Genomic DNA, 24681 nt, shown 5'->3' on the forward strand with positions numbered 1-24681 from the left:
GTGCGGGCCGCGCGGCGGACCCTCCTCGGTGCGAGCCCTCCGGCGAGCGTGCGCGCGTGCGGACACCGGCGACGAGCCCCCGGTGCAGCGTCCGGTCGGGCCGGTGCTTCCGGGTGCGTGCCGGAGGCCGCCCGCCGTGGCGGGCGGCCTCGCGGTCACAGCTCCAGGCTGGCCCCGGGGATCGCGGCGAGAAGCTCCTGCGTGTACGCCTGCTTCGGGTGGTCGAAGACCTCGTCGGTGCTCGCCATCTCCACGATGCGGCCCTTCTCCATCACCGCGACCTCGTCGGCGATCTGCCGCACGACGGCGAGGTCGTGGGTGATGAAGAGGTAGGTCAGCCCCAGCTCGGTCTGCAGGTCGTTGAGCAGGGTGAGCACCTGCGCCTGGACGAGCACGTCCAGGGCGGAGACGGCCTCGTCGCAGACCACGAGGCTCGGGCTCAGCGCGAGCGCCCGCGCGACGGCGACACGCTGGCGCTGGCCGCCGGAGAGCTCGTTGGGGTAGCGCCGCATCGTCGACGTCGGCAGGGACACCAGGTCGAGCAGCTCAGCGACGCGGGCCGCCCGCGACTTCTTGTCGCCCACACCGTGCACCCGCAGGGGCTCCTCGATGACCCGGAAGATCGAGTACATCGGGTCCAGCGAGCCGTACGGGTTCTGGAAGACGGGCTGCACCCGTCGCCGGAAGTCGAACAGCTCCTTGCGGCCGAGCGAGCCGACCTCCGTGCCCTCGAAGATCACCGAGCCCTCGGTGGGTTCGAGGAGGTTGAGCATGATGTTCGCCACGGTGGACTTGCCCGAGCCGGACTCGCCGACCAGCGCCGTCGTGCTCCCGCGCGGGATGGCGAAGGAGACGTCGTCGACCGCCTTGAAGTCCGTGCCGGCGCCGGGCCGCGCACCGCGCAGGTGGAACACCTTGGTGAGGTTCTTGACCTCGACGATGTTCGCGGCACGCGCGACCTGGCCCTCGTCGTGGGCGAGGAGCTCCTCGGACTGCTCGCCGCGCTCGTGCGCGCTCTGGATGCGGCGCGAGGCGAGCGACGGCGCGGAGGCCACGAGACGCTGCGTGTACGGGTGCTGGGGGTTGGCCAGGAGCTGCCGTGACGGGCCGGACTCGACCACCCGCCCGCGGTGCATGACGACGAGGTGCTCGGCCCGCTCGGCCGCCAGCCCCAGATCGTGCGTGATGAAGAGGACGGCGACGCCGCGTTCCCTGGTCAGGGTCTCGAGGTGGTCGAGGATCTTCTTCTGGACCGTGACGTCCAGCGCCGAGGTCAGCTCGTCGGCGATGAGCAGCCGGGGGTCGCCCGCCAAGCCGATGCCGATGAGGGCTCGCTGGCGCATGCCGCCGGAGAACTCGTGCGGGTACTGCTTCGCGCGCCGCTCGGCGTCGGGCAGGCCGGCCTCGGCGAGCACCTCCGCAGTCCGCCTCTTGGTGTCGGCACGGTTCTTGGTGACGCCGTTGGCGCGCAGTGTCTCCTCGACCTGGAAACCGATCTTCCACACGGGGTTGAGGTTGGTCATCGGGTCCTGCGGGACCAGGCCGATCTCGCGGCCGCGCAGGTGCTCGATCTCGCTGCGGGACGCGGACGTGAGCTCCTTGCCCGCGAACTTGATGGACCCGCCGGTGATCTTCCCGGTCCCTGGGAGCAGGTCGATGATCGCGTGCGCGGTGGTGGACTTGCCTGAGCCGGACTCCCCCACGATCGCCACGGCCTGGCCGGGGTAGACCGTGAGGTTGGCCTTGCGCACCGCGGGCACCATCCCGGTGCTCGAGCGGAACGCGACCTCGAGGTCGCGGATCTCGAGCAGCGGGACCTTCGGGTCCACTGCCGTCGGCGACTCCTCCGTGGTCGTTCGGGTGGTCATCGGTTGCGCACCTTCGGGTCGAGGGCGTCGCGCACGGCGTCACCCATCATGATGAAGCCGAGCACGGTCAGCGCGAGTGCCCCGGCCGGGTAGAACAGCACCGAGGGTCGGGACCTGAGCGAGGTCTGAGCCTGCGAGATGTCACCACCCCACGAGACGATGGACGGCGGCAGACCGATGCCGAGGAAGCTCAGCGTGGCCTCGGCCACGATGAACGTACCCAGCGCGACGGTGGCGTAGACGATGATCGGTGCCGCGGCGTTGGGCAGGATGTGCCGGGTCAGGATGCCGAACTTGCCCAGGCCCACCGACTTGGCGGCGGTGACGAAGTCGTTGTTCTTCACGCTCATCACCGACCCACGGGTGATGCGGGCGATGGATGTCCACCCGAACGAGGCCAGAACCGCCACCACCATGAACGAGTTCCGGTACTGACTGAAGATCTGCATGATGACGATCGCGGCGAGCACGAGCGGGATCGCGAAGAAGATGTCGGTGACCCGGGACAGGATCGTGTCGAACCAGCCGCCGAAGAAGCCCGCGATCGAGCCCACGATCGTCCCGATGATCAGCACCGCCAGCGTGGTCAGCACGCCGACGGTGACCGACGCGCGCGCCCCGTAGATGGTGCGCGAGTAGATGTCGCAGCCCTGGCGGTCGTACCCGAACGGGTGCCCGGCCGTGGGGTCCCCGAGGCTGTTGCTCAGCTCGCAGAACCGCGGCTCGAGCGAGGTGAAGAGGCTCGGGAAAGCCGCCACCGCCAGCACGGCCACGATGATGATCGCCGAGACCCAGAAGGTCGGCCGGCGCCGCAGCTTCTGCCAGGCCTCGCTCCACTGGCTGGAGGGCGCACCGGTGTCCTGGACGGCGTCGACGGCGCCGAGGCCCGTCTCGTCGAGCTCGGCGAAGAAGTGCTCCTGGTGTCGCCGGGCGGCGACAGGCTCCGGGACGCGCGGGGCGTTGGTGTGGACGATGTCAGGCATAGCGGATCCTCGGGTCCAGGGCGGCGTAGAGCAGGTCGACGAGGAGGTTCGCGACGATGTAGATCATCACCAGGACGGTGGTGAGGGAGACGACGGTGGCCGACTCCCCCTGCAGGATCGCCCGGTAGAGGGTGCCGCCCACGCCGTTGATGTTGAAGATGCCCTCGGTGACGATCGCGCCGGCCATGAGCTGGCCGAGGTCCGCCCCGAGGTAGGTCACGACCGGGATGAGCGAGTTGCGCAGCACGTGGACGGTGACGACGCGGTTGCGCGAGAGCCCCTTGGCCGTGGCGGTGCGCACGTAGTCCGCCGACATGTTCTCGGCCACCGAGGTCCTGGTCAGCCGCAGCACGTAGGCGAAGGAGACCGCGCCCAGCACGATCGCCGGCATGAGCAGGCTGCGGAAGCTGACGTTGCCGCCGACCGTCGTGGGTAGCCACCCGAGCTCGACGCCGACGGCGAACTGCAGGACGAAGCCGATGACGAAGGTCGGGACCGCGATGACGAAGAGGCTCGTGACGAGGGCGGTGGCGTCGAAGATGCCCCCCTTGCGCAGACCGGCGACGAGGCCGACCGTCACACCGAGGATCGCCTCGAAGACCAGCGCCATGATGGCCAGGCGGAAGGTCACCGGGAGCGCCTGGGCGACGACGTCGATCACCTCGCGGCCGGAGAAGGTCACGCCGAAGTCGAGGGTGACGATGCCCTTGAGGTACAGGAGGTACTGGACGAGGAACGGCTCGTCGAGGTTGTACCTGTCCCGGATCTGCTGCTGCACCGCCTCCGGCAGGCCCCGGTCGCCACCGAGCGCGGCGACGGGGTCGCCCGGCATGGCGAAGACCATGGAGTAGATGAGCAGCGTGGCCCCGAGGAACACAGGTATGACCTGCAGGACCCTGCGCCCGATGTACCAGAGCATCGAGTCGCCTCCTAGTTGGCTGTTGTTCGGATGGCAGCGGCGGGTGCGTCGCCGCGCGCATGCGAGGTACGACGATACGTCCTCACCCGGCGGCGGACATAGACGGGGGCGGGACCCGTAGGCCCCGCCCCCATCGTCAGTGACACGGAAAGGCTGGACTCAGCCCTTCGTCACCTGGTACATCAGCGGCACGCTGTTCCAGGAGAACTCCACGTTCTCTACGCCCTCGGCCCAACCGCCGTTGACGTTGGAGTACCACAGCGGGACCTGCGGGAGGTCCTCGAACAGGATCTCCTGGGCCCGCTGGAAGATCTCGTTGGCCTCCTCGACCGACTCAGCGGCGTTGCCCTGGTTGATCAGCTCGTCGAACTCGGGGTTGGAGTACTGCCCGTCGTTCGAGCCCGCGCCGGTGTAGTACAGCGGGGCGAGGAAGTTGTTCAGACCGGGGTAGTCGGCCTGCCAGCCGGAGCGGAACGGTCCGGTCATGGTGCCGGCGTCACGGTCGTCGAGCAGCTCGGCGAACGTGGCGTAGGGCTGACCCTCGGCCTCGATGCCCAGCACGTTGCGCACGTTGTTGGTCACCGCGTCGGCCCAGGCCTGGTGGCCGCCGTCCGAGTTGTACGCCATGGTGAACGAGCCGGTGAAGGGCTCGATCGCCTCGGCCTCGGCCCACAGCTCCTTGGCGAGCTCCTCGTCGTACTCGAGCACCTCGGAGCCGGGGATGGAGTCCGACCACCCGTCGATGACCGGGGACGTGAAGTCGCTCGCTGGGGTACGCGTGCCCTGGAAGATCGTCTCGGTGATCTCCTCGCGGTTGATCGCGTGCGAGATGGCGGCGCGGCGCAGCTTGCCCGCCTCACCGGCCCACTCGGGCAGGTACTCGGGGAAGGTGAACGCCTGGAAGATGGCGGCCGGCTGGTTGACCGAGCGGCCCTCCAGCTCTTCCTCGTAGGTGCCGTAGGCGGAGTCGGGGATGGCGTCGATGACGTCCAGGTTGCCCGAGAGGAGGTCGTTGTACGCAGCGTCGAGACCCTCGTAGAAGCGCACCTCCACCCCACCGTTCGCCGGCGTGCGGCCACCCTGGTAGTCGGGGTTCGGCACGACGTCGACGCCGACGTTGTGCTCCCACGCACCCTCGCCGTCCATCATGTACGGGCCGTTGCCGATCGGGTTCTCGCCGAACGCCTCCATGTCCTCGAAGGCGACCTCAGGGAGCGGGTAGTACGCCGTGTAGCCCAGGCGCAGCGGGAAGTCGGCCTCGGGCTGCTTGAGGGTCACGGTGAAGGTGAGGTCGTCGACGACCTCGAGGCCCGTGAGCTCGGAGTCCTCGTCGTACGAGAAGCCCTCGATGCCCTCGAAGAAGTAGCTGTTGTTCTGCGCGTTGCTGAGCAGGGCGGTGTAGTTCCAGGCGTCCACGAAGCTGTTCGCGGTCACCGGCGAGCCGTCCGTGAAGGTCCAGCCGTCCTTGAGCGTGATCGTGTAGGTCTGGCTGTCCTCGGTCTCGATGGACTCGGCCACCTCGTTCTGCACGGCGCCCGAAGCGTCGTAGTAGAACAGACCCGCGTAGAGCAGATCGACGATCTTGCCGCCACCGGTCTCGTTCGTGTTGCCCGGGACGAGGGGGTTCTGGGGCTCCACGCCGTTGACGCTGACGATCTCCCCGCTCGCTGCACCGCCCTCGGCGGCCGTGGTCTCCTCGCCGCCGCCCTCGGTCTCCCCGCCGTTGCCGGAATCAGTGCCGCTGCACGCGGCGAGCACGAGCGATCCAGCAAGGATCGACGCAGCCACGCCAGCCATACGCCTGGTCTTCAATGTTCCTCCTGATAGATGAGCGGAACGTTCTCCGCCCTCGGGTCGGTACCAGCTCCGCCTTGACCGCGCGGAAGGTCCGTCCGCTTGCGCGGGATGCGGGAAACGATAGGTCGGTCGGGGGGCGACGAAAGCCCCCTGTCTGGATCGTTACGCGATCGTGACCACATTGTGAGAATCCCGACACGAGGTATTCACAGGACCCGGCCGCGGGACTACAGTCACGGCCGGTGGTGACGTGGCCCCGAGCACGGGGGGCCCGGGGTTGCACCCCGTCGGACGTTCCCCGAGGGTGGATGGGTCCGTGCATTCAACACAGAGGGAGAGACATGCTCACCCTGACCGACACCGCCCAGGCCGCCGTCCGTGACCTCACCGCCCAGGCCGGGCTGCCCGCCGAGGGCGGCATGCGCATCGCCACGACCGAGAACGACGACCAGCTCGAGCTGACGCTGGTCCCCGCCCCCCAGCCGGCCGACGCCGTGATCGAGGACGACGGCGCCCGCGTGTTCGTCGCGGAGGACACCGCTCCCCTCCTGTCGGGCCACGCCCTCGACGCCGGCGCCACCGAGCAGGGCGTGGGCTTCGCGCTCCGTCCCCAGGAGTGACCTCGGCGCACGACTGACGCACGAGGGCGGCCCGGTCTGCGGACCGGGCCGCCCTCGTTCGCGCACCGGCGCTGCGGTGCCCCGCGGTGGGGTGTCGCACCGCCCGGACATCAGCCCTCCCGGACGGCCGCTCCGTACCTATGCATGTCTGACCACGTCACTCATGCACGTCTGGGCGCACCCGGACGTCGAAGCGCCGGTTGGCCAGGCTCGGGTTGCGCTCGCGCACCCGCGCCACCTCCCCCGGGTCGACGTCGGCGACGACGTACCCGGTCTCCGCACCCAGCCGGGCGAGGATCTCGCCGGCCGGTCCGACCACCATGGAACGGCCGGTGCACGCCGGGCCGGTGAGGCCGGCGGCGATGACGTAGGCGGTGCTCTCGATGGCGCGGGCCCGCAGCAGGGTGTCCCAGTGGTCGGCCTTGCCCGGCCCGGCCACCCAGGCGGCCGGCACGAGGAGGACGTCCGCCCCGGCGTCGAGCAGGAACCGGGCCATCTCGGGGAACCGCAGGTCGTAGCAGGTCATGAGGCCCAGGTGCAGCCCACCGAGGGGCACCACCACGGCCTCAGGCACGACCCGCCGGAGTCGCTTGGACTCGCGGTCCCCGAAGGCGTCGTACAGGTGGGCCTTGCGGTACGCACCGAGCAGGCGCCCGTCCGGGCCGAGGCACACGAGGGTGTTGGCGGGGAGCTCGCCGGGGTCGCCGGTCTCGACCAGACCGGCCACGACGGCGGTGCCGTGGCGCTCGGCGAGCCGGGCCAGCCCGGTGACGAAGGGGCCGTCGAGCGGCTCGGCGACGGCGGTCAGCGCCTCGGCGGTCGGGTGCGGGTCGTAGGACATGACGTACTCGGGCAGCACGACGAGTCCGGCACCCTCACCCGCCGCACCGGCTACGAGGGAGGCGACGGCGGCGAGGTTGTCCTGCGGGTCGCGCGTGGCCTCGAGCTGAGCGACGGCGATCCTCATCCGCGCACGTCCCAGGTGTGGTGGGCGACCTCGTGCAGGGCGTAGCGCCCGAGGGTCGTCGCGGTGAAGGTCGCACCGTCCGACCGACGGCCGGGCCGGTCGCGCTGCTCGGGCCGCAGGGCATCCAACGCAGCCGCGAGGTCCGTGCCGGCGTCGGCGAGCTCTCTCCACACCGCGGCGGGCCCGGCCCCGGCGTACCCCGCGGCGGCCGCGTCCTGGTCCCAGTCGGCGAAGACCGGGTCGTCGTCACGGAGCACGGCGTCGAGGCGGGTGCGCATGAGTCGGCAGACGTCGCGCACGTGGCAGCCGTACTCCAGCGGGGACCACGTCGCGGCGTCGGGACGCTCGCCGGCGTCCGGGCGGCCCAGGACGCTCTGCCACCGTGGGAGGAGGTCGCGGAGACCGGCTCCGAGGTCCTCCGGCTCGACGGCGCGGGCGTCGAGCCCGCACTGGGGGCACGGGCGCTCGAGGACCCAGGTCCAGTCCTTGGTGTCGGGCGCGATGGCGTCGTCCGGGGCGATGTCCATGCCCCGAGGATGCCGCCTCCCCGCGCCGTCGCGCACGCCGGTGGCTACGTTGGCCGCATGAGCACGACATGGAACGGTCTCGCGGTGGCTCCGGCCCGTGCGGTCGACCGGGCGATCGACCTGTACCAGCGACGAATCTCCCCGCGGAAGGGCTGGTCGTGCGCGTACGGCGTCGCTCACGGTGACGCGACCTGCTCGGGCGCCGTCCGCGAGATCGTCGCCCGACGAGGCCTCGTGCGCGGGACGCTGCCGGTCGCCCTGCAGCTGTGGGCCTGCTACCAGGCGGCGAGCCTGCTGCGGCAGTCGAACGTGCAGGGCGTGTGCTGCTGCGGCGGGATCCCCATCCCGTTCAGGTTCTGACCCGTCACCCTCGCGCCGACCAGCGCGGAGTGGTGGTGCCGATGTCCTCAGGCGAGCTCACGGCCGTGGTCCTTCTCCGCTGGACCGCCGGTCGCCGTGCGGGCGGTCGCGGCCACGTCCGTCAGCCGGCCACCGCCGGAGCCTCGCTGCCCGCCAGTCGCACGCAGCAGCGGCCGGGCGCCGGGTCCAGCTCGGCAGCGACCGACGTCGCGCCCAGCCCCTCGATGACACCGCCGATGAGGGCGAGGTTCATCCCGCAGACGAGCGCGGTGTGTTCGGACGCGAGCCGGTCGAACGGGCAGTTGGCCAGGCACACGGCCCCGCCGGTGTCGCGGGGCTCGTAGCCGTACCGCGCCAGCACCTCGCTCGTCCGGGCCAGAGGGTCGCCGGCGGTGGCAGGCTCGCCCGCCGCCGCAAGACCCCGCCCTCGTGCCGACGCCGCCTCGCGCACCGCCGCGGCGACGGGGACGTCGTCGCGGACGGCGCGGTCGATGGCCTCGGCCAGCACGTCACCCGCGAGGTCGTAGCGACGCTCGGGCAGCGACACCCCGAAGTGCCGGCCCGACCGCCGGTACAGCTTCGAAGGCCGGCCCGCCCCCGGTCCGGTCCGGCCGGTCAGGCGACGGAACTCCACCTCGAGCAGGCCCTCCTCCACCAGCCGGTCGAGGTGGAACTTCGCCGTGTGCCGCGGAAGGTCCACCGCGGCCGCGGCCTCGTCGCGGCCCACCGCGTCCGGCCGGGAGGCGACGTAGAGGTAGAGCGCCTGGCGAGCGGGCTCCGCCAGGGACCCGATCCCCGCCACCTGCTCCGCGAACTCGTCCGACATCCGGGCTCCTTCTATGGGACAGAACCATTGACGAAACACCCTAGGGGTTCTAACGTCGACATCATACGCTTATAGAACCGGAGGCTGCGATGACCACCACACGATCCACCACCAGCGTCACTCACACCCCACCATCGCCGCACGGGGCACGGCAGGCGTTCCTTCTCCTGCGGACGGTGTTCACGATCGCGCCCATCGTCTTCGGCCTCGACAAGTTCCTCGGGCTGCTCGCCGACTGGGACGCCTACCTGGCGCCGTGGGTCGACGGGCTCGTCCCCGGTTCCGCCCACCAGGCGATGCTGGCCGTGGGGGTGGTCGAGGTCGTCGCCGGTCTGCTCGTCGCCGTGCGGCCGGCGCTCGGCGGGTACGTCGTCGCCGCCTGGCTCCTCGGCATCATCGTCAACCTGGTGACCCTGGGCGAGTACTACGACGTGGCCCTGCGCGACCTCGGCCTCATGATCGGTGCGCTCGCGCTCGCGCGCCTCGCAGCTCCCGTCCGGTCCGCGGTCCCCGCCCCGTCCGCCGCACCACACCGGTCCGCCGTCCGCGAGGAGCGGTGATGGACACGATCGCGATCATCGGGGCGGGCCTGACCGCCGCGTCGGCCGCCGGGGCACTGCGCGAGGACGGTTTCGACGGGCGCGTCGTCGTCGTCGGCACGGAGCCTCATCTGCCCTACCAGCGCCCACCGCTGTCCAAGGGCTACCTCCTGGGCGCCGTGCGGCTCGACGAGGCGGCGGTCCATCCTGCGCCGTGGTACGCCGAGCACCACGTCGACCTGCGGCTGGGCGTGACGGCCACGGCGATCGACCTGGACCGCCGCACGGTGGTCACCGACCGCGGGACGCTCAGGTACGACCGCCTCCTGATCGCCACCGGCGCGCGGCCTCGCCGGCTGCCACTCGTCGATGACAGCGGCGCACCCGCGACGACCCTGCGGACCATCGAGGACAGCCGCCGCATCAAGGCCGAGCTGCGGCCCGGACGCCGGATCGTCGTCGTGGGCGGTGGGTGGATCGGCCTCGAGGTCGCCGCGGCCGCCCGTGCCGCCGGCGCGCAGGTCACCGTGCTGGAGGCAGGTCCCCTCCCGCTTGTCCGGCCGCTGGGCCCGGAGGTGGCGGAGCTCTTCCGCGCGCTGCACGTCGAGCACGGCGTGGACCTCCGCACCGGCGTCGTGGTGACCTCCGTCCGTCACGACGGCGGTGAGGCGGTCGTGACCCTGCTCGACGGCACGACGTTGCGGGCCGACCTCCTCGTCGTCGGGATCGGGGCCGTCCCCGACGTCGGGCTGGCCGAGGCTGCGGGGCTCCGCACCGACGACGGTGTCGTGGTGGACGAGCACCTCCGCACCTCCCACCGCGATGTGTACGCCGCCGGTGATGTCGCCCAGGCCTACCACCCGCTCCTCGGGCGGCACGTGCGGGTGGAGCACTGGGACAACGCGCTCCGGCAGGGCCGTGCGGCCGCCCGAAGCATGCTGGGCGCGAGCGAGCCCTACGCCCGGCTGCCGTACTTCTTCACCGACCAGTACGACGTCGGCATCGAGTACGTGGGCAGCGTCGGCCCGGACGGGTACGACGAGCTCGTGCTCCGCGGCGACGTGCGCGACCGACGCTTCAGCGCCTTCTGGGTGAAGGAGGGCCGGGTGCTGGCGGGGATGCACGCCAACGAACGCGGCGCGATGAGATGGATCCGAACCATCGTGACGGTGGGCCAGGTCGATCTCTCGGGCCTCCGCGACCGTCGGGTCGAGCTGAGCACCCTCGCCGCCTGAGATCTCCGCCGGAAACGACCGGGGCTACCGAGGCTGGACCGGTGCCCCCGGCACCGTGCACGCTGGAGACCTCATCCAGCCGGAGGCACCATGGGCAAGCTGATCTACGCGGCCAACATCTCGCTCGACGGCTACCTCGAGGACGAGACCGGCTCGTTCGACTGGTCCGTGCCCGACGAGGAGGTGCACGCGTTCTGGAACGAGCACGAGCGGCACATCGGCACCTCGCTCTACGGCCGCCGCATGTACGAGACCATGCGCGTCTGGGAGGACGACGACTGGCTGACCGACGAACCGGCCGTCGTCCGCGAGTACGCGCGCATCTGGCGCGACGCCGACAAGGTCGTCTACTCCTCCACCCTCGACGAGGTCTCGACGGCCCGCACGAGGATCGAGCGGACGTTCGACCCCGGGGCGGTCCGGCGGCTCAAGGACACCTCCGAGGCGGACCTGAGCATCGGCGGCGCGACCATCGGGGCCGAGGCCTTCCGCCACGGCCTGGTGGACGAGTGCGTGCTGCTCCTGTGCCCCGTGACCGTGGGCGGCGGCAAGCCCGCGCTGCCCCGGGGCCTCCGGCTCGACCTCGAGCTGCTGGACCACGGCCGGTTCCGCAACGGCGTGATCTACCTGCGCCACGCGGTGCGCAACGCCACGTGAGACCCGTGGTGGCGGTCGCGGAGCGAGACCACCGCTCAGGATCCGCGACTCAGGTAGCGGCGAGGAAGCCGAGCACGTGTCGGATGACAGCCTCCGGCTGCTCCTCGGCGAGGTAGTAGCCCGAACCGGGGACGTGCATGAGGGTGAAGTCGTCGGCGTACGGCTCGTACCCGCGAATCAGCGCGGGGTGGCCGGCGGTGTCCCGGTCGCTGTCGTCGAGCACGGCGCCGTACAGCCCGAGCGTCGGCGTCACCAGCCGGGTTCCACGATAGGCGCCGGCCGCAGCACGGTTGTTGGCGCGGACCGCGAGCGCCTGGTAGAGCGCGACCGCGGCGCGGGCGCGAGAGGGGTCCCGCAGCCGGCTCAGGTAGAGCTCGAAATCCTCCGGGGACCAGAGGTCGGGGACCGTTGCGCCGTCCATCATCATGCGGCGCGGGAGCCACTGTCGGCCCCGGCCCACGAGCCGCGGTCCGACGAGCGGAAGTGTGGTGGCGAAGCGGGGCCACAGACGCCAGGCCTTGAGCAGCACCCGCACCAGCACCCGCAGCGACCTCGGCGTGTAGGGGTGCGGGGCGGCCAGGAAGACGAACCGTCGCACCCGCTCGGGATGGGCCAGGCACAGTCGGAAACCGAGGATGCCGCCGATGTCGAAGCCGACCAGGTGCACCCGATCGAGGTCGAGCGCGTCCAGGAGCTCGACGGTGTCCGCGACCAGCTGCTCCTCGGTGTAGCCGAGCGGTGGTGCGTCCGTCCAGCCTGCACCCCGCAGGTCGGGGACGATGACCCTGAAGTGCTCGGCCAGAGCGGGGAGGATCTTGTGCCAACCCCACCAGTGCTGCGGAAAGCCGTGCAGCAGGACCAGCGGCTCCCCCGTCCCGGCCTCTGCCACGTGCACCTGCAGTCCCGGCAGCTGCACGAACCGGTGCCGCACGCCGTCGAGAGGCGGAAATGGCGACGACCCGGGCGTACCGATGTCCCCTTCAGGGGTCTCCATGGAGCAACGCTACTCCGCCGGCACTCGCGCCCTCCGCGGGGACAGCCTGGCGATCGCACGGAACGCAGGACGCGAGGTTCGAGCAGTCGGAGGAGCCGGCGGCCCCCGCCAACGCCACATGAGGGCAACCTGGGACCTGACCACCTCACGCAACGGGTAGGCCGGCGCGGGCGGGTGGCATGCTGTGCGGATGGCCTCACCGGTGTGGTTCCAGAGGGTCGAGAGCACGTCGCACACAGCTACCTCGGGCCCGCCGCGCTGCTCGCTGTCACCTGGGCCAGCGACGCTCGGTGGCGGGCGTTCGTCGCCTTGACGTGGGCGTTCCACATCGCCGTCGACCGCCTGCTCGGCTACGGGCTCAAGTTCACGGACCGCTTCACACACACCCACCTCGGGGGGATCGGCAAGGGGCGGCAAAGCGCTCGGACGACCTGACTCCGCAGCACACGCCTCACGACAGCCCGAGGCGCTGAGGGGGTGTCGGCCGCGGCGAGCTGGGGCTCACGGTGACGTTCAGCAGCACCCACCATCATCCGGGGAAGGCCTCCTCGTGGTCTCCGCGCCCGGCTTCACCCGGCGGACGTCGGTCAACGCCGTCGTTCTCGTGCCGCCACTCCTCGGCGAGGACGGCGTACACGTACTCGTCGGTCCACTCCCCCTTCCACCACACCGACTGGCGGTGGTGCGCCTCGCGGCGCATGCCGACGCGTTCGAGCAGCGCCGCCGAGCGGACGTTCCGCACGTCGCACTCGGCGGAGATCCGGTGCACGCCGTGCGCGGTGAACAACAGCGACACGACGGCGTGCAGTGCCTCCGTGGCGTACCCGCGGCCTTGCGCGCGTCAGCGGCGAGCGTGAAGCCGACGGTGGCCTGTCGTGGCTCGTCCCCGTCGACGCGGACCGCGGCGTCACCGACCAGCCGCCCACCGGTCTCGACGGCGACCTGAAGCCATGCGCCGGGCTGCGCGAACCGCACGTCGCCCATCTCGGTGATGAGCGCCCGGGCGCTGTCCACGGGGTAGGGCGCTTCCCAGGACTGGTAGCGCGCCTGCACCGGATCGCTGCGGTACGCCGCCAGGGCGGCGGCGTCGCGTCCGTCATCCGGCGCAGCACCAGACGCTCGGTGACGGCGAAGATCTGCGCCACCATCGTGCTCAGCTCCTTGGATCTCGAGATGACGAGCATCGGGCGTCGCGTCGCGTCGGTGCAGGGGCACGGCAGCCGCCACGACAGCGTAGGCGGCGAGCACGACGAGGCTAGGGCGGGCAGTCACGCCTGCTGCGGCGTGCGGAGTGGCTCGCCGTCGAGGCTGGCTGCCAGGGCCGCCGGCGATGCGGTGCGGCGGGGCCAGGTCCAGGCGGAGCGCAGGATGAAGGCCAGGATCAGCACCTCGATCCCGATGTGAAGGCCGTAGTAGAAGGCCCAGTCCGCGGACGCCCCTGCCGCGTTGAACACCATGACGGGGATGTAGAGCGATGCCACGACGAGGTTCGTGGTGCGGTTCACCCGGGCGGGCAACGCCATGGAGAGCATGACCATCAGGGCCGGGATCCCGATGACCACGACGAAGATGGTCATCAACGTCGGGGTGATGTCGAACTCGAAGATGCCGCCACTCCGGATCTGGTCGATGACGCCGGGCTGGTAGAGGTGGAAGTAGTCGATGTAGATGACGAAGAACATCAGGCTCGTCCAGGCTGCCGCGAGCTTGGCCGGCAAGGGGACCGGCGGGTTGTCGAGCAGGTTCGGGGTGTTCGTTCGGATGGTCATCGGTTCTTCTCTCGAGAGGAGCGGTCCGTCCGCCGGAGTGGCGGCAGGTCTGGGCGTGCATCCGTACGGGTTGGGTCGTTCTGCTCGGTCCGGTCGTCAGACGGTGACGACGACCTTGCCTCGGGTGTGGCCGGCCCCGACGTAGCGGAGGGCGTCGGCTGCTTCCTCGAGGGGGTAGGTGCGGTCGATGACGGGCGTGACTCGCCCGGTCGCGAGGAGATCGGCCAGGGTGAGCAGGTCCTGGCGCTTCCCGATCGACGTGAAGGGCCTCAGCTGCTGACGGGTGAACCCGGACAGGACGCGCGCCTTGAGGATCCGACCGAGGGGGCCGAACCAGCGGCCACCGCGTCCGCTGTTGGGGATGAGCGTGCCGGTGGGCGTCAGCGCTCGGCGGACATCCGCCAGGGGCTGGACTTCGACGTTGTCGAGGATGACGTCGTAGCGCTTCTCGGTGCGGGTGAAGTCGGTCGTCGTGTAGTCGACGACGTGGTCGGCACCGAGCGACCGCACCAGGTCGACGTTGCGGGTGCTGCACACACCCGTCACCTCGGCGCCGAAGGCCTTGGCGATCTGGACGGCGAAGGAGCCGACGCCGCCCGACGCGCCCGTGACCAGCACCGTCTGGCCCGGTCGAACGTTCGCGATGTCGCGCAACGCCTGCAACGCCGTCATGGCCGACGTGGGCACGGTCGCCGCTTCCACCACCGACAGGTTGGCGGGCACGGACACGAGATGGCCCGCCGGGACGCAGGCGTACTCCGCGAGCGTTCCCGCAGTGCTCCAGCCGAACACCTCCTCGTCGGGGCGGAAAGAGGTGACATCCGTCCCGACCGCGGCCACCACGCCGGCGAGGTCCATGCCAGGGATGCCGTCGCGCGGCCGGCGGAGCCCGAACACCAGGCGCACCATGTACGGCTCACCGGTCATGACGAAGTAGTCGCCGGGATGCACTGAGGCCGCGCCCACCTGGACGAGCACATCACCTCGACCGGGCAGCGGTAGCCCGACCTCGGACGACTCGAGCACTGAGGGCGGGCCGTAGCGGTGCTGGACGGCGGCTCGCATCGTCGCCGCCCCGGCCGGACTCGCCCCCCGCCGGCGTGCTCCGGCATTCGAACGCTGTTCGGTTCCCACAGGGGCCTCCTCACATCCGAGCTGCGACCCTCGCGGCTCGTACACCGTACGTCGTACGTCGTACGTCGTACGTCGTACGTCGTACGTCGTACGCTGTACGATGCTCGTACGCTGTACGGTTGTCAAGCCGTTCGAGGGAGCGAGGAGCTGACCTGTGTCCGCGAGGGAACAACGCCAGGTCGCGTCAGACGCGGGGCTGAGCAAGCAGCGTGTGGTGGTCGAGGCTGTCCGGCTCGCCGACCTCGAGGGGGTCGACGGGCTGAGCATGCGCCGGCTGGCCGGCGCGCTCGGCGCGGGCGCGATGTCGCTCTACCACTACGTGGCGAGCAAGGAAGAGCTGCTGGACGCCATGATCGACGTCGTGTTCGAGGAGATCGAGCTCCCGCCCGAGGAGACCGACTGGCAGTCGGCGATGCGACGGCGGTCGGCATCCGCCCGACAGGTTCTCGCACGCCACCCGTGGGCGATCGGCCTGATGGACTCGCGGACGTCGCCGGGGCCCGCTCACCTCCGCCACCGCGAGGCGGTCACCGCCTGCCTGCGGAGAGCCGGCTTCCCGGTTCTGATGGCGACGCACGCCAACTGGTTGCTCGACAGCTATGTCTACGGGTACGCCCTGCAGGAAGCCAGCCTGCCGTTCGACACCGCCGGTGAGCTCGCGGACATGGTCGAGGACGTCTTCCTGCCCCAGCTTCCTCCTGACGAGTTCCCCTACCTCAACGAGTCCGCAGCGGCGCTCGTTGCTGCGGGCTACGACCCGACGGAGGAGTTCATGTTCGGCCTCGACCTCGTCCTAGCCGCCCTCGAGCCCCTGAGAGCCTCCGCATAGCGACGCTCCACGCCCGCCGCGACCATCGTCGCGGGCCGAGCTCTCACCTCCCCACGCCTGCCACTTCACACGTTGAAGCGGAACGATATCGGCCGTTTTCGGGTGGTTATGGTCATCGTCGGTAGACCCCGACAAACGCGGTCTGACCTGCGCAAACGCTACTTTCGGACCGTTGGGCCTGGTTGGTCGCCATCGGCCTCCGCCGAACTTCTTGCGGACTGTTTGCGGACCGCTGGGCGCGGCGAGCTTGATCATGGTGGCCGAGCTCCGGGGTCGGCTCACAGCCTATCTTCCACGACGGCGGGCAGCCCCGGGCCGGGCTCGTCGATGATCCGTCGGCGCCGCGGTAACTGCCGGGGGCCGAGGCGTCCCCGGTGGTGCCGCGGGAACATTGCGGTATGAAGCTCAGCGTCAGCCTGCCGGACGAGGATGTGGCAATCCTCGACGAGTTCGCCCTCAAGTTCGGCCTGCCCTCGAGATCGGCCGCTTTGCGCCATGCTGTGCGAATGCTGCGTCTGCGCGACCTGGAGCAGGACTACGAAGCCGCATGGCGGGAGTGGGGAGCCTCGGGCGACCAGGCGGCGTGGACGGCGAGCGCTGCCGACGGGATCGCTGATGCTGCGCCGTGAGATCCGGCTCGTCGATCTGCAGCCCGTGCAAGTGAGGCCAAGCGCCGTCCGGCTGTGACTGCGAGCAGCGGCCGACGAACTCGATCGCGGCGCGCCTGCGACGGGGAGTGGTCACTATGGTGCCGATCGCTAGCAACACCGAACGGATCTTCCCGTTCCAGACATTCCTGCCCGCAGCCTCGACCGGCCTGCGGCACGACTCCAAGGCCCAGGCCGAGCAGGTCCGCCCGATCTCAGTCGAGCGGCTCGGCGCCCTCCTTGGGCGAGCCCCGGCCGACGTCATGGCAAGCCTCGACGACGCACCGCGCCTCCACCTCCGGCTGTAGTGACCGCTGCACTCACGGCGCGACCCGAGCGACGGCGGCCTCGAAGAGCGTGCGGGCGACCTACTCGGCCTCCTCGGTCGCCGCGGCACGGCTTGGCCTCGTAGCGGTCCTGGTGCAGGCAGGACGTCGAGGCGCCCCGCTTCCACCAGGGCGACGACCGTCGCCTGCTGGACGCGGCTGAGCGGGGTCAGCGCCACGGCAGCTCCCCAATCACCGCGACCGCCGGGCCGCTGCGGACGTTGTCCAGGAAGGCGGAGCGCTCGCCGAACTCCTCGGCGGTGAGGATGGTCGGGTTCACGGGTCGGTGCACCGCGGCCTCCGCCCGCGTGCACGCCTCGTAGACGGCGTCGACGTCAGGCTCGCCGAGCACCATGACGTCGATGTCGTGCGGTGCCGGACCCGTCTCCCCGAGCATCCGGGCCGCGAAGGACCCGTACAGGAACGCCGACCCGATCCGGTCGATACGGGCAAGCTCCTCGGCCAGGACGACCACCGGACCCGTGGCGACCATGAGGATCTCGCGCAAGGGCTTTACCAGCGGGCTCGAGTCGTTGGCGCGCAGCAGCCTCGTGCGGCCCACCTGCCGCTCGCTTAGGATGCCAGCCTCCAACAGCCGCGCGACCTCGCGATGGGCGGTCGGGTAAGCCAGGCCTGCTTGTCCGGCGAGATCGGTGATGCTGAGCTCGTCGCCGGTGAGCAGCAGTGTCGATAGCAGACGCGCCTGGCCGTCCGAACGGAAGATCGGAGCGAGAAGCGGCGCCTCAGTTCTCATATGACTGAGGTTGTCCTCCACGATATCGACAGTCAACGGTGGCGTCCGCGTCACCCCCAGAAGATCGGGTCGCCACTGCTGTCGCTGTGGCTCAGGAGCGCCTGGATGTTCTTGGTCGGGCCCTTGCGCTTGTACTCATGGAACTTGAGGTGGCGGTCGCGCCAGTAGATCGCCCAGAGGCCGGTCGACTTCGTGTAGCGCAGCCGGGCGATCGGGAACCGCGTGTGCGCGCCGACGCCGTCGCACGGTGGGCGCACCTCGACGATGTCAACGTGGCGGTCCGCGACGTCAGCCTCAACCTTGACCTGATCCCACAGGTGCTCGGGCACACGCTCCCGCGCCCAGAGGCGGATGCGGTGTAGATCGGTCTCGGGCAGAGCCATCGGGTGAGCCTGCCTCCTCGGCGAGACTCGCACCAGCAGGCGGCGCGGACCCCCTTGCGGTCGTGCATCGAGTAGCACGCCTCCGTGGCTTCCGGCCCGCGGGGTCGCCGGCACTTCCCCGCCGGTGCTTGCCCGTGTCGCCGTGACCCGGGACTCTAAAGACCTCGTTCGACCGGAGGCATTCATGGGCAAGCTGATCTACGCCGCCAACACCTCGCTCGACGGCTACCTCGAGGACGAGGCCGGCTCCTTCGACTGGTCCGTGCCCGACGAGGAGGTGCACGCGTTCTGGAACGAGCACGAACGGCACATCGGCACCTCGCTCTACGGCCGCCGCATGTACGAGACGATGCGCGTCTGGGAGAACGACGACTGGCTGACCGACGAACCGGCCGTCGTCCGCGAGTACGCACGCATCTGGCGCGACGCCGACAAGGTCGTCTACTCCACGACGCTCGCAGAGGTCTCCACGGCGCGGACGAGGATCGAGCGGGCCTTCGACCCTCAGGCGGTACGCCGGCTCAAGGAGACCTCCCACGCGGACCTGAGCATCGGCGGCGCGACCGTCGGGGCGGAAGCGTTCCGCCACGGGCTGGTCGACGAGTGCGTGCTGCTCCTGTGCCCCGTCACGGTGGGCGGCGGCAAGCCGGCGCTCCCCCGCGGCGTCCGACTCGATCTCGATCTGCTGGACCACCACCGGTTCCGCAACGGCGTGGTCTCCCTGCGGTACGCGGTACGCAGCGCTGTCTGAGGCCACAACAACGAGGAAGAGTGCCGATGTCACGCACCCGGATCCATAACCTGTCCATCTCGCTCGACGGCTTCGCGACCGGAGAGCCCCAGTCCGCCGAGGCCCCCTTCGGCCACGCCGGCGAGCGCCTGCACGAGTGGATGTTCGCCACCCGCTTCTGGTCGCGGCAAGGCGCCGCAGATGGCACAGATGCGGGCGGATCGGCGGGCGTCGACGACGCGTTCGCGCAGCTCCACAGCATCGGCATAGGAGCCGAGATCATGGGCGCGCACAAGTTCGGCCCACCCGGCTGGCAGGAGAACCCGGACTGGCGAGGCTGGTGGGGCCCGAACCCGCCGTTCCACACCCCGACCTTCGTGCTCACCCATCACCCGCGACCCCCGCGGGAGATGGAGGGCGGCACCACCTTCCACTTCCTGGACGCATCCCCGGCCGACGCGCTCGCGACCGCCCGCTCAGCCGCCGATGGCCAGGACGTTCGGATCGGCGGCGGCCCCACGGTCGTGCGCGAGTTCCTCGCCGCGGGGCTCGTCGATCACATGCACCTGGTCCAGGTGCCCATCGTGCTCGGCCGCGGCGTCCGGCTCTGGGACGGCCTGGAGGCCCTCGAGGACGCCTACGACGTCGAAGCCGTCTCCTCCCCCGCCGGCGTCACCCACCTCACCTTCACACGTAAGAACGCTCCAGAACACCGGCCTTAGCGCGATCGTTCAGCGCGCAGCAGGGCCGCGCAGACTCGCCTATAGACACACGTGCATGTACGGGGCTGCGACCAACCGTGCGACTGCTGTTGCCACACTCGATGGCGGGCCGCTGTAAGAGGCACCATGACCAATCATTATTGACACAATCGCTCAGGAGCGTACGTCTCGATCATCGTTCGATGCGCCCCAGAGGTCGGCATATCTCCGTTAACCAAAATCTCAAGAGTGCCAGCACAGCTGATACCTGCCTCTCCTCCAGCCGACGCGTGAGGAGACACTCGGGGCAGACCGAGATCCTTCGGTCCATCGAGGCAATTCTGCGACATTTGAGTACATGCAAAATGAATGCCAGATGACGCTCGAGCGCGGACCGTGTCGACTACTAGCTCCAGCGGGTTCTTGTGCTTCCGTCTGCCATGAGAGGTAATGACTCGCGCGGGTTTTACAGCATCCATCAACCCGGAAATAACCTCTTCAGTCTGCGCAGGACTGCCAGAGAAGCCGCCGTGGTGAGGCAGAATCAGAACCTTCGCTTCCATCTCGGCAATAGGACTTTCAGGATAGTCGACGAGGTGCAAATAGCCCACGTAATCTATATCCCCTGGGCAAATAGCCAGCGGAAATGAGTCATGCATAACACGGACAACCGCACTGATAGCATTTGTCGCGATCAACCGATCCCGCTTGTCCCTATTACCGACACCAAGCTGCAGGAGCCGCTGCCGGGGTGCTAGAACTTCGATCGCCCAGCCTTCAAGTGAGCACTCGACAGCATTTCCTCTTGCCAGACCTACCGTCGTGACAACGACCCCTGCCTCCTGAAGGTCATCAAGTTCATACGCGACGTCCTTCCACAAGTCCGAATCCTTGACTCCGTCTGGATTCACGTAGACGTTCTCGATCTCTACCTCTTTGGCGGCTAGCAGCCCAACCAATCCGCCAAGATGATCGGCGTCGGCGTGTGAGACGATGATCGATTCGATGCGCTCAATACCGTTGTCTTTCAGGAACTGAAGTATTGAGGCTCCTGGCCCCACGTCAATAAGAAGCGCGCTAGCGCCCTGTACCAGGGCAGCACAACTCCCGTGCCCGACGTCTAACACGAAGAACGAGTTGATGGCACCCGTACGACTCACGCGCAGCCCCAGTCAGTGAAATACAAGTCCTCAAACTTCTCCGCGCCCAAGTTCGCACGTACGTGCGTGCAGAAACCCGGCGCGATCTGCCCCCTTAAGTCCCGCGGCAGGTCGGCGAGCCGAAATCGGAGGATAATATCAGTGGACCAACCGGGCATCTCGAACAGGAACGCCCCGGCGTCTCCAGGGTCTATCTCCACCACGCGGATCAAAGTTCGATACGCCGTCCGAGACTGTCGGTAATGACCCGCAATTTCGCGAGCGACGACCTTAAGAGACTCCATCAACGAATCCGGGTTCAGTTCTGACGGCGTAAGTAGGCACGGGATCCACTCGCGATACGGACGAATCCTGTCTAGTTGCGCTTTTTCGAATCTCGTGCAAAGAACGGCTGGGACACCAGACTTGTACCATTCCGAGACAAGCTCAGCGCCAGTGAAATGTGCGAAGTTCCTGGCGCCCAACTCGAAATCGCACACCGCCCCTGCGCGCTTCATCTCAAGGCCAGCCACGAATCCCTGAAGCGAATCGATGGGCCCATCGACTTGAACCGCCTGGAGTGACGCGTCCTCGACAGTAAGAGCGTAAGCTCTCCGGACGTTTGGATCGTCGTCGACGATTACGACCTTCTCAAATTCCGCCAAAGTCATGCCTGCCCCCCAAGTATTGGCAATCGAACGACAATCTCGGCGCCACCCAGCGCCCCCTCAGCGATCGCCTCTACTTCGCCTGAGAGGTCGGTGGTCGCATCCCGCACAATGGTAAGCCCCAAGCCCGTACCGCCTGGTCTGCTACTCATCCCGGGAAGCCATATGTCACGAAGCCTGATGTCGGCAATTCCCGGTCCGTTATCCGCGACTCGTAGTTCCCACGAGAAGCCCTCACTTCTTGCGACCACCGATAACCTACGTTGCGAGACCTGAACGCTCTCAAACGCAGCTAGGCTATTATTGATGAGGTTCGTAAGAATCGACTCAATGGCGGCTTCGGTCCCTTGAAGATACGCGGCCTCGCGAGGAATATCCTCTTCCAACCTAACTTCGCGACCATCCAGGAACGGCTTGAAATTGTGAAGCACCTGCCGAAGTGTCTCGTGGAGATCCACACGCCCGACGCGCCGCTTATCACCATCGACAAGGCGTAGTGTGGTCGACGACAGAACGCCTAGCGAGTCGATCGATTGGTGCAACATTTCGATCGGCGGACGAAACTTGCTGTCATAGTCCGGCAAGGTCTTCGTGCGCCGTTCCAAAGCGCCCGTGGCTTGAATGAGCACCTTCATCGGATTGCCCTGGCTCTCATGCGCGAAGGTGGCTGCTGTGATGCCCGCCGTGCTAAGCGTGCGATAGAGCTGAATTTCACGACGAAGTGCATCAGCCTCTTGCTGCCTCACTCTATCGTACCGAGCGAAGGCGCTGGACAGGTTGCCCGAGTTGGGGGCTTTCTGAATCTCGCGTTCGACTGCATCTCTAGTCTTGGACGACGCCTTCTCCTCGTTCTTCCTTGTGGCCGCCCGGCGCTTTTCGGCAGCGTCAAGGCGCCTCGACGCCATCCATTCGAGACACTCGACTGCGAAAGCCCGCAAGTTTGCGAAGGCTTCGTTGTTTACAAATTCTCCCCGGTCCGTCGTCTGCTCGAGGCGCCCATGCCGGTCCGTTACAGCAATGCGACCGATCGAGTTGTTCGTCGATGGGCGTTCCTCCGGACTACGGACTCGACTGAGGTTGAGTCCCAGCCAGTCGTCTTCCGGATCGCCGTACGGCGATACTCTCAAACCGTTCCAGTAGATATGCGTGCCCCCGAAAGCACGGAGCCACTCACGGACCTGAGCGAGCGATGCTGAACGAGCAGTGAATGTCGTGGGATTAAAAATGAATGCCCAGAAGTCGAACGTGGCGTCTACGGTATCGAACAGCGACTCGGCCTGCTTTGGGCCGCGTATTTCAGCGTGGTCGGCGCGCCACATGACGTTCCCTCGCCAGTCCGAGACCGTCGCGGACGCCCGACCTCTGTGAAGCGTGGCACTCAAGTGATACTCCGCCTCGCCGAAGTAGCGCGACTCCAACAACTCTGCCAGGTCATCGAACCCAGGGGCGATTAGGCGAGGTTGAAATCCGACCTTGGATTCCCCGAAAGGGTCGGCCAACAGAATCATCGACCTGGTTAGCCTCTTGACCTCGCTCCGGCCCACGCGACGCTGAAGGCCTTCGATCGTAATCCGGGAGCCTCGCTGCAATGTTTCGTTCGACGAAAGCCGCTTTGTAACAGGAACCGTCACGTTATCGACCATCTCCGCTGCATCAAATTTCCGCCAGTCGAGCCTAACTACTACTTCTGGCCGGTTTCGACGCCGAGACTCGAGGATAGCTATGTCGCCCATTCGTAGGGCGGCAAGGCGCCCCAAACCCTTGTTTCCTGCCGGGACTCTTTGGAGTTTGGTAAGCCTCGTTTGCTTCTTACGCGACCTGCCGAGAACGAGCCAGCCGTTTAGGATGTCATCCTCCGACATGCCGACCCCGTCGTCTTCAATTACGATCTTTCCCCCGACGGCAGCATCCGTGAGGTCCACCGTGCAGGTGTGCGCGTCCGCGTCGTAGGCGTTCTTGACAAGTTCCAGGATGCCCTGATCGATGTTGGGATTCAACTCCTCGCCCAGGCGGCGAAGGATTTCTGTGGAGAACCTAATATGGGCCATATTTGCCCACCTCTGATCTTGGTGACCACCAAGGGATGCTTTTCACCGCGTCGACTGTGAGATGTCGACACCGGATCCGCTCATTCATGAACTGGTCGGTACGAGGATCTCGCAGGTTCGCCAGGAGATCTTGGCATGCAGCTACCCCGCCCGCGCACGGGCTAAGTACTATCAGGTGGTTCTCGACGCCAATCGACCGCATGTCGGCGATCAGGTTCGCCCGGATGCGTTGCCCGTCGCGCGGACTGGAAGTGCGTCGGACGACGACGAAGGGGCCACGATCAAGGCGGCTGGCGACAGCAGCCTCACCATCCACCCGGTCGATCGTCGCCCACGGTTGTACCTGGCGGGCAGCGAGGAATGGAGCTCGAGTAGCCGTCTGCGGCGTGCGATGAGGAACAACAGATCCCACCCGGACCTTGAAGGCATCGCCGATCGTGCCAAAGGGCAAAGCACTGGCGGCGGTCCAGGGCTGATCGGGTTTAGGCCGCTGCGTCGTGGTAGACCTAGAGCCAGCGACAGCGTTAAGCGAAAAGACGTCCACGTCGGTGTGCGAATCGAATGCCCCGAGACTTACAACCTCGATGTGAGACGAAAGGTTGCCTACTTCACGCCGCCACCCGGCGTAGGAAGATCCCGAGCGAAGCACATCAGGCAGAATCGCGATCAATCTCGAACCAGATGTCATCTCTGCCAACGCCTTAACCACAAACACGGCAGCAGCGTTCACCCTACGATTTGCCCACAGCGCCCCTGCTGGTCGATCCATCATTACGTACGGGGGGTTCATAATCACGTGGCTTGCGTGCCGCAGCGCGAGCGAACTCGAGAGCAGGAAGTCGCTTTGGCTGAATGCGTCTCGAGGCAGTTCGGCGCCCACGATCGCTGACAGCCGGTCTCGTGTCGCGTGCGCGAAGGCGCCATTCACGTCATGCCCGCGTAACTGATTAGCAGCAACAAAGGCACCGTATTGCTCTCGAAGGTAGTCAGCTGCCGGGATCAGGAGGTTTCCAGCCCCGCAGGCTGGGTCTGCAACGACCGACGTCGGGGCGAGCGTGGGAAGTACCGAGGCCCATACCTTCTGCACCAAGTCCGACGACGTGAAGAATTGACCCAGTTTCTTGCGGGTTGCTAGCGGTATCGATCGGCGAAGTTCCACGGCAATTGAGTCTGACCCTAGCCTCGGCGTTTCACGTGGGTGGGTCGACACGGGGCGGTAGATAGGAGGAAGTGCCTGTCTGGTGCGGAAAACTTGGGCTTG

At 68.0% G+C, this 24681-nt stretch carries 28 protein-coding genes; 11 read left to right on the forward strand and 17 right to left on the reverse strand.

Annotated elements, in window-relative coordinates; genetic code table 11:
* Window positions 1-155 precede the first annotated feature (155 nt).
* The 4 genes from EDD32_RS01945 to EDD32_RS01960 all read right to left on the reverse strand — a co-directional run bounded on the left by EDD32_RS01945 (window position 156) and on the right by EDD32_RS01960 (window position 5567).
* Window positions 156-1868 carry a dipeptide ABC transporter ATP-binding protein gene (locus EDD32_RS01945; protein ID WP_123914149.1) on the reverse strand — a complete coding sequence of 571 codons (1713 nt, stop codon included), beginning with the start codon at window positions 1866-1868 and terminating at the stop codon, window positions 156-158.
* Window positions 1865-2851 (reverse strand): ABC transporter permease, encoded by a 987-nt coding sequence (locus tag EDD32_RS01950; protein ID WP_123914151.1) that lies wholly within the window; start codon window positions 2849-2851, stop codon window positions 1865-1867. The genes EDD32_RS01945 and EDD32_RS01950 overlap by 4 nt, the downstream gene beginning before the upstream one ends.
* The gene (locus EDD32_RS01955) at window positions 2844-3770 is read right to left on the reverse strand and encodes an ABC transporter permease (RefSeq protein WP_123914153.1); all 927 of its coding nucleotides are present in this window, start codon (window positions 3768-3770) and stop codon (window positions 2844-2846) included. The genes EDD32_RS01950 and EDD32_RS01955 overlap by 8 nt, the downstream gene beginning before the upstream one ends.
* A gap of 159 nt (window positions 3771-3929) precedes the next feature.
* Complete coding sequence (locus tag EDD32_RS01960; protein WP_123920064.1) at window positions 3930-5567, reverse strand: peptide ABC transporter substrate-binding protein; 1638 nt, start codon at window positions 5565-5567, stop codon at window positions 3930-3932.
* A 341-nt stretch (window positions 5568-5908) separates the two neighbouring features.
* Here EDD32_RS01960 and EDD32_RS01965 point away from each other — a divergent pair, with 341 nt between their 5' ends.
* Window positions 5909-6187: a Fe-S cluster assembly protein HesB gene (locus EDD32_RS01965; protein ID WP_123914155.1), complete on the forward strand. Its 279-nt coding sequence runs from the start codon at window positions 5909-5911 to the stop codon at window positions 6185-6187.
* A gap of 157 nt (window positions 6188-6344) precedes the next feature.
* Here the strand turns inward: EDD32_RS01965 and EDD32_RS01970 are convergent, their stop codons facing one another.
* Complete coding sequence (locus EDD32_RS01970) at window positions 6345-7154, reverse strand: carbon-nitrogen hydrolase family protein (RefSeq protein ID WP_123914157.1); 810 nt, start codon at window positions 7152-7154, stop codon at window positions 6345-6347.
* On the reverse strand, window positions 7151-7681 hold the full coding sequence (locus EDD32_RS01975; RefSeq protein WP_123914159.1) for a DinB family protein: 531 nt from the start codon (window positions 7679-7681) through the stop codon (window positions 7151-7153). The genes EDD32_RS01970 and EDD32_RS01975 overlap by 4 nt, the downstream gene beginning before the upstream one ends.
* Before the next feature lie 57 nt (window positions 7682-7738).
* Here EDD32_RS01975 and yidD point away from each other — a divergent pair, with 57 nt between their 5' ends.
* Window positions 7739-8041 (forward strand): membrane protein insertion efficiency factor YidD, encoded by a 303-nt coding sequence (yidD, locus tag EDD32_RS01980; protein WP_123914161.1) that lies wholly within the window; start codon window positions 7739-7741, stop codon window positions 8039-8041.
* A 121-nt stretch (window positions 8042-8162) separates the two neighbouring features.
* Here the strand turns inward: yidD and EDD32_RS01985 are convergent, their stop codons facing one another.
* On the reverse strand, window positions 8163-8867 hold the full coding sequence (locus EDD32_RS01985) for a helix-turn-helix transcriptional regulator (protein ID WP_123914163.1): 705 nt from the start codon (window positions 8865-8867) through the stop codon (window positions 8163-8165).
* 89 nt (window positions 8868-8956) lie between these two features.
* Here EDD32_RS01985 and EDD32_RS01990 point away from each other — a divergent pair, with 89 nt between their 5' ends.
* The 3 genes from EDD32_RS01990 (at window position 8957) to EDD32_RS02000 (ending at window position 11298) form a co-directional block, all read left to right on the forward strand.
* Window positions 8957-9427: a hypothetical protein gene (locus EDD32_RS01990; protein ID WP_246005929.1), complete on the forward strand. Its 471-nt coding sequence runs from the start codon at window positions 8957-8959 to the stop codon at window positions 9425-9427.
* The gene (locus EDD32_RS01995; RefSeq protein ID WP_211338694.1) at window positions 9427-10641 is read left to right on the forward strand and encodes an NAD(P)/FAD-dependent oxidoreductase; all 1215 of its coding nucleotides are present in this window, start codon (window positions 9427-9429) and stop codon (window positions 10639-10641) included. Before EDD32_RS01990 ends, EDD32_RS01995 begins: the two co-directional genes overlap by 1 nt.
* A gap of 90 nt (window positions 10642-10731) precedes the next feature.
* Window positions 10732-11298: a dihydrofolate reductase family protein gene (locus tag EDD32_RS02000; RefSeq protein ID WP_123914167.1), complete on the forward strand. Its 567-nt coding sequence runs from the start codon at window positions 10732-10734 to the stop codon at window positions 11296-11298.
* A gap of 49 nt (window positions 11299-11347) precedes the next feature.
* Here the strand turns inward: EDD32_RS02000 and EDD32_RS02005 are convergent, their stop codons facing one another.
* On the reverse strand, window positions 11348-12292 hold the full coding sequence (locus EDD32_RS02005) for an alpha/beta fold hydrolase (RefSeq protein ID WP_123914169.1): 945 nt from the start codon (window positions 12290-12292) through the stop codon (window positions 11348-11350).
* Between the two features lie 204 nt (window positions 12293-12496).
* Between EDD32_RS02005 and EDD32_RS02010 the strand changes: the two genes are divergently transcribed.
* The gene (locus EDD32_RS02010; RefSeq protein WP_211338695.1) at window positions 12497-12727 is read left to right on the forward strand and encodes a DUF4260 family protein; all 231 of its coding nucleotides are present in this window, start codon (window positions 12497-12499) and stop codon (window positions 12725-12727) included.
* Between the two features lie 94 nt (window positions 12728-12821).
* Here the strand turns inward: EDD32_RS02010 and EDD32_RS19015 are convergent, their stop codons facing one another.
* From EDD32_RS19015 to EDD32_RS02025, 3 genes are all read right to left on the reverse strand, one after another.
* Window positions 12822-13088 carry a GNAT family N-acetyltransferase gene (locus tag EDD32_RS19015; protein ID WP_211338696.1) on the reverse strand — a complete coding sequence of 89 codons (267 nt, stop codon included), beginning with the start codon at window positions 13086-13088 and terminating at the stop codon, window positions 12822-12824.
* 472 nt (window positions 13089-13560) lie between these two features.
* On the reverse strand, window positions 13561-14061 hold the full coding sequence (locus EDD32_RS02020; RefSeq protein ID WP_123914171.1) for a DUF6326 family protein: 501 nt from the start codon (window positions 14059-14061) through the stop codon (window positions 13561-13563).
* A gap of 96 nt (window positions 14062-14157) precedes the next feature.
* Window positions 14158-15126, reverse strand: a complete 969-nt coding sequence (locus EDD32_RS02025; protein WP_123914173.1) for an NAD(P)-dependent alcohol dehydrogenase — start codon at window positions 15124-15126, stop codon at window positions 14158-14160.
* Window positions 15127-15349: 223 nt separating this feature from the next.
* Between EDD32_RS02025 and EDD32_RS02030 the strand changes: the two genes are divergently transcribed.
* From EDD32_RS02030 to EDD32_RS19315, 3 genes are all read left to right on the forward strand, one after another.
* A complete protein-coding gene (locus EDD32_RS02030; RefSeq protein ID WP_123914175.1) occupies window positions 15350-16024 on the forward strand; it encodes a TetR/AcrR family transcriptional regulator in 675 nt (224 codons plus the stop codon).
* Between the two features lie 398 nt (window positions 16025-16422).
* Window positions 16423-16653, forward strand: coding sequence for a ribbon-helix-helix domain-containing protein (locus EDD32_RS02035; protein ID WP_123914177.1), 231 nt, complete (start codon window positions 16423-16425; stop codon window positions 16651-16653).
* A gap of 119 nt (window positions 16654-16772) precedes the next feature.
* Window positions 16773-16979 (forward strand): type II toxin-antitoxin system PemK/MazF family toxin, encoded by a 207-nt coding sequence (locus EDD32_RS19315; RefSeq protein ID WP_246005931.1) that lies wholly within the window; start codon window positions 16773-16775, stop codon window positions 16977-16979.
* A gap of 187 nt (window positions 16980-17166) precedes the next feature.
* Here the strand turns inward: EDD32_RS19315 and EDD32_RS02045 are convergent, their stop codons facing one another.
* Both EDD32_RS02045 and EDD32_RS02050 read right to left on the reverse strand, forming a co-directional pair.
* The gene (locus tag EDD32_RS02045; RefSeq protein WP_246005932.1) at window positions 17167-17772 is read right to left on the reverse strand and encodes an ArsR family transcriptional regulator; all 606 of its coding nucleotides are present in this window, start codon (window positions 17770-17772) and stop codon (window positions 17167-17169) included.
* A 29-nt stretch (window positions 17773-17801) separates the two neighbouring features.
* Complete coding sequence (locus EDD32_RS02050; protein WP_123914179.1) at window positions 17802-18134, reverse strand: DUF3024 domain-containing protein; 333 nt, start codon at window positions 18132-18134, stop codon at window positions 17802-17804.
* Window positions 18135-18318: 184 nt separating this feature from the next.
* Here EDD32_RS02050 and EDD32_RS02055 point away from each other — a divergent pair, with 184 nt between their 5' ends.
* Entirely contained in the window at window positions 18319-18885 is a 567-nt protein-coding gene (locus EDD32_RS02055; protein ID WP_123914181.1) for a dihydrofolate reductase family protein, read from the forward strand.
* A 26-nt stretch (window positions 18886-18911) separates the two neighbouring features.
* A complete protein-coding gene (locus EDD32_RS02060) occupies window positions 18912-19586 on the forward strand; it encodes a dihydrofolate reductase family protein (RefSeq protein ID WP_123914183.1) in 675 nt (224 codons plus the stop codon).
* A gap of 137 nt (window positions 19587-19723) precedes the next feature.
* On the opposite strand, the gene EDD32_RS02065 is transcribed toward EDD32_RS02060, so the two are convergent.
* The 4 genes from EDD32_RS02065 to EDD32_RS02080 are packed head-to-tail and all read right to left on the reverse strand — an operon-like array spanning window position 19724 to window position 24579.
* Window positions 19724-20725: a ComEC/Rec2 family competence protein gene (locus EDD32_RS02065; RefSeq protein WP_170175163.1), complete on the reverse strand. Its 1002-nt coding sequence runs from the start codon at window positions 20723-20725 to the stop codon at window positions 19724-19726.
* Window positions 20722-21375, reverse strand: coding sequence for a hypothetical protein (locus EDD32_RS02070; RefSeq protein ID WP_123914187.1), 654 nt, complete (start codon window positions 21373-21375; stop codon window positions 20722-20724). Before EDD32_RS02070 ends, EDD32_RS02065 begins: the two co-directional genes overlap by 4 nt.
* Window positions 21372-23420 carry a sensor histidine kinase gene (locus EDD32_RS02075; RefSeq protein WP_123914189.1) on the reverse strand — a complete coding sequence of 683 codons (2049 nt, stop codon included), beginning with the start codon at window positions 23418-23420 and terminating at the stop codon, window positions 21372-21374. The genes EDD32_RS02070 and EDD32_RS02075 overlap by 4 nt, the downstream gene beginning before the upstream one ends.
* Entirely contained in the window at window positions 23407-24579 is a 1173-nt protein-coding gene (locus EDD32_RS02080) for an N-6 DNA methylase (protein WP_170175164.1), read from the reverse strand. Before EDD32_RS02080 ends, EDD32_RS02075 begins: the two co-directional genes overlap by 14 nt.
* Window positions 24580-24681: the final 102 nt, after the last annotated feature.

The sequence above is a fragment of the Georgenia muralis genome, assembly GCF_003814705.1.
GTDB classification, from domain to species: domain Bacteria; phylum Actinomycetota; class Actinomycetes; order Actinomycetales; family Actinomycetaceae; genus Georgenia; species Georgenia muralis.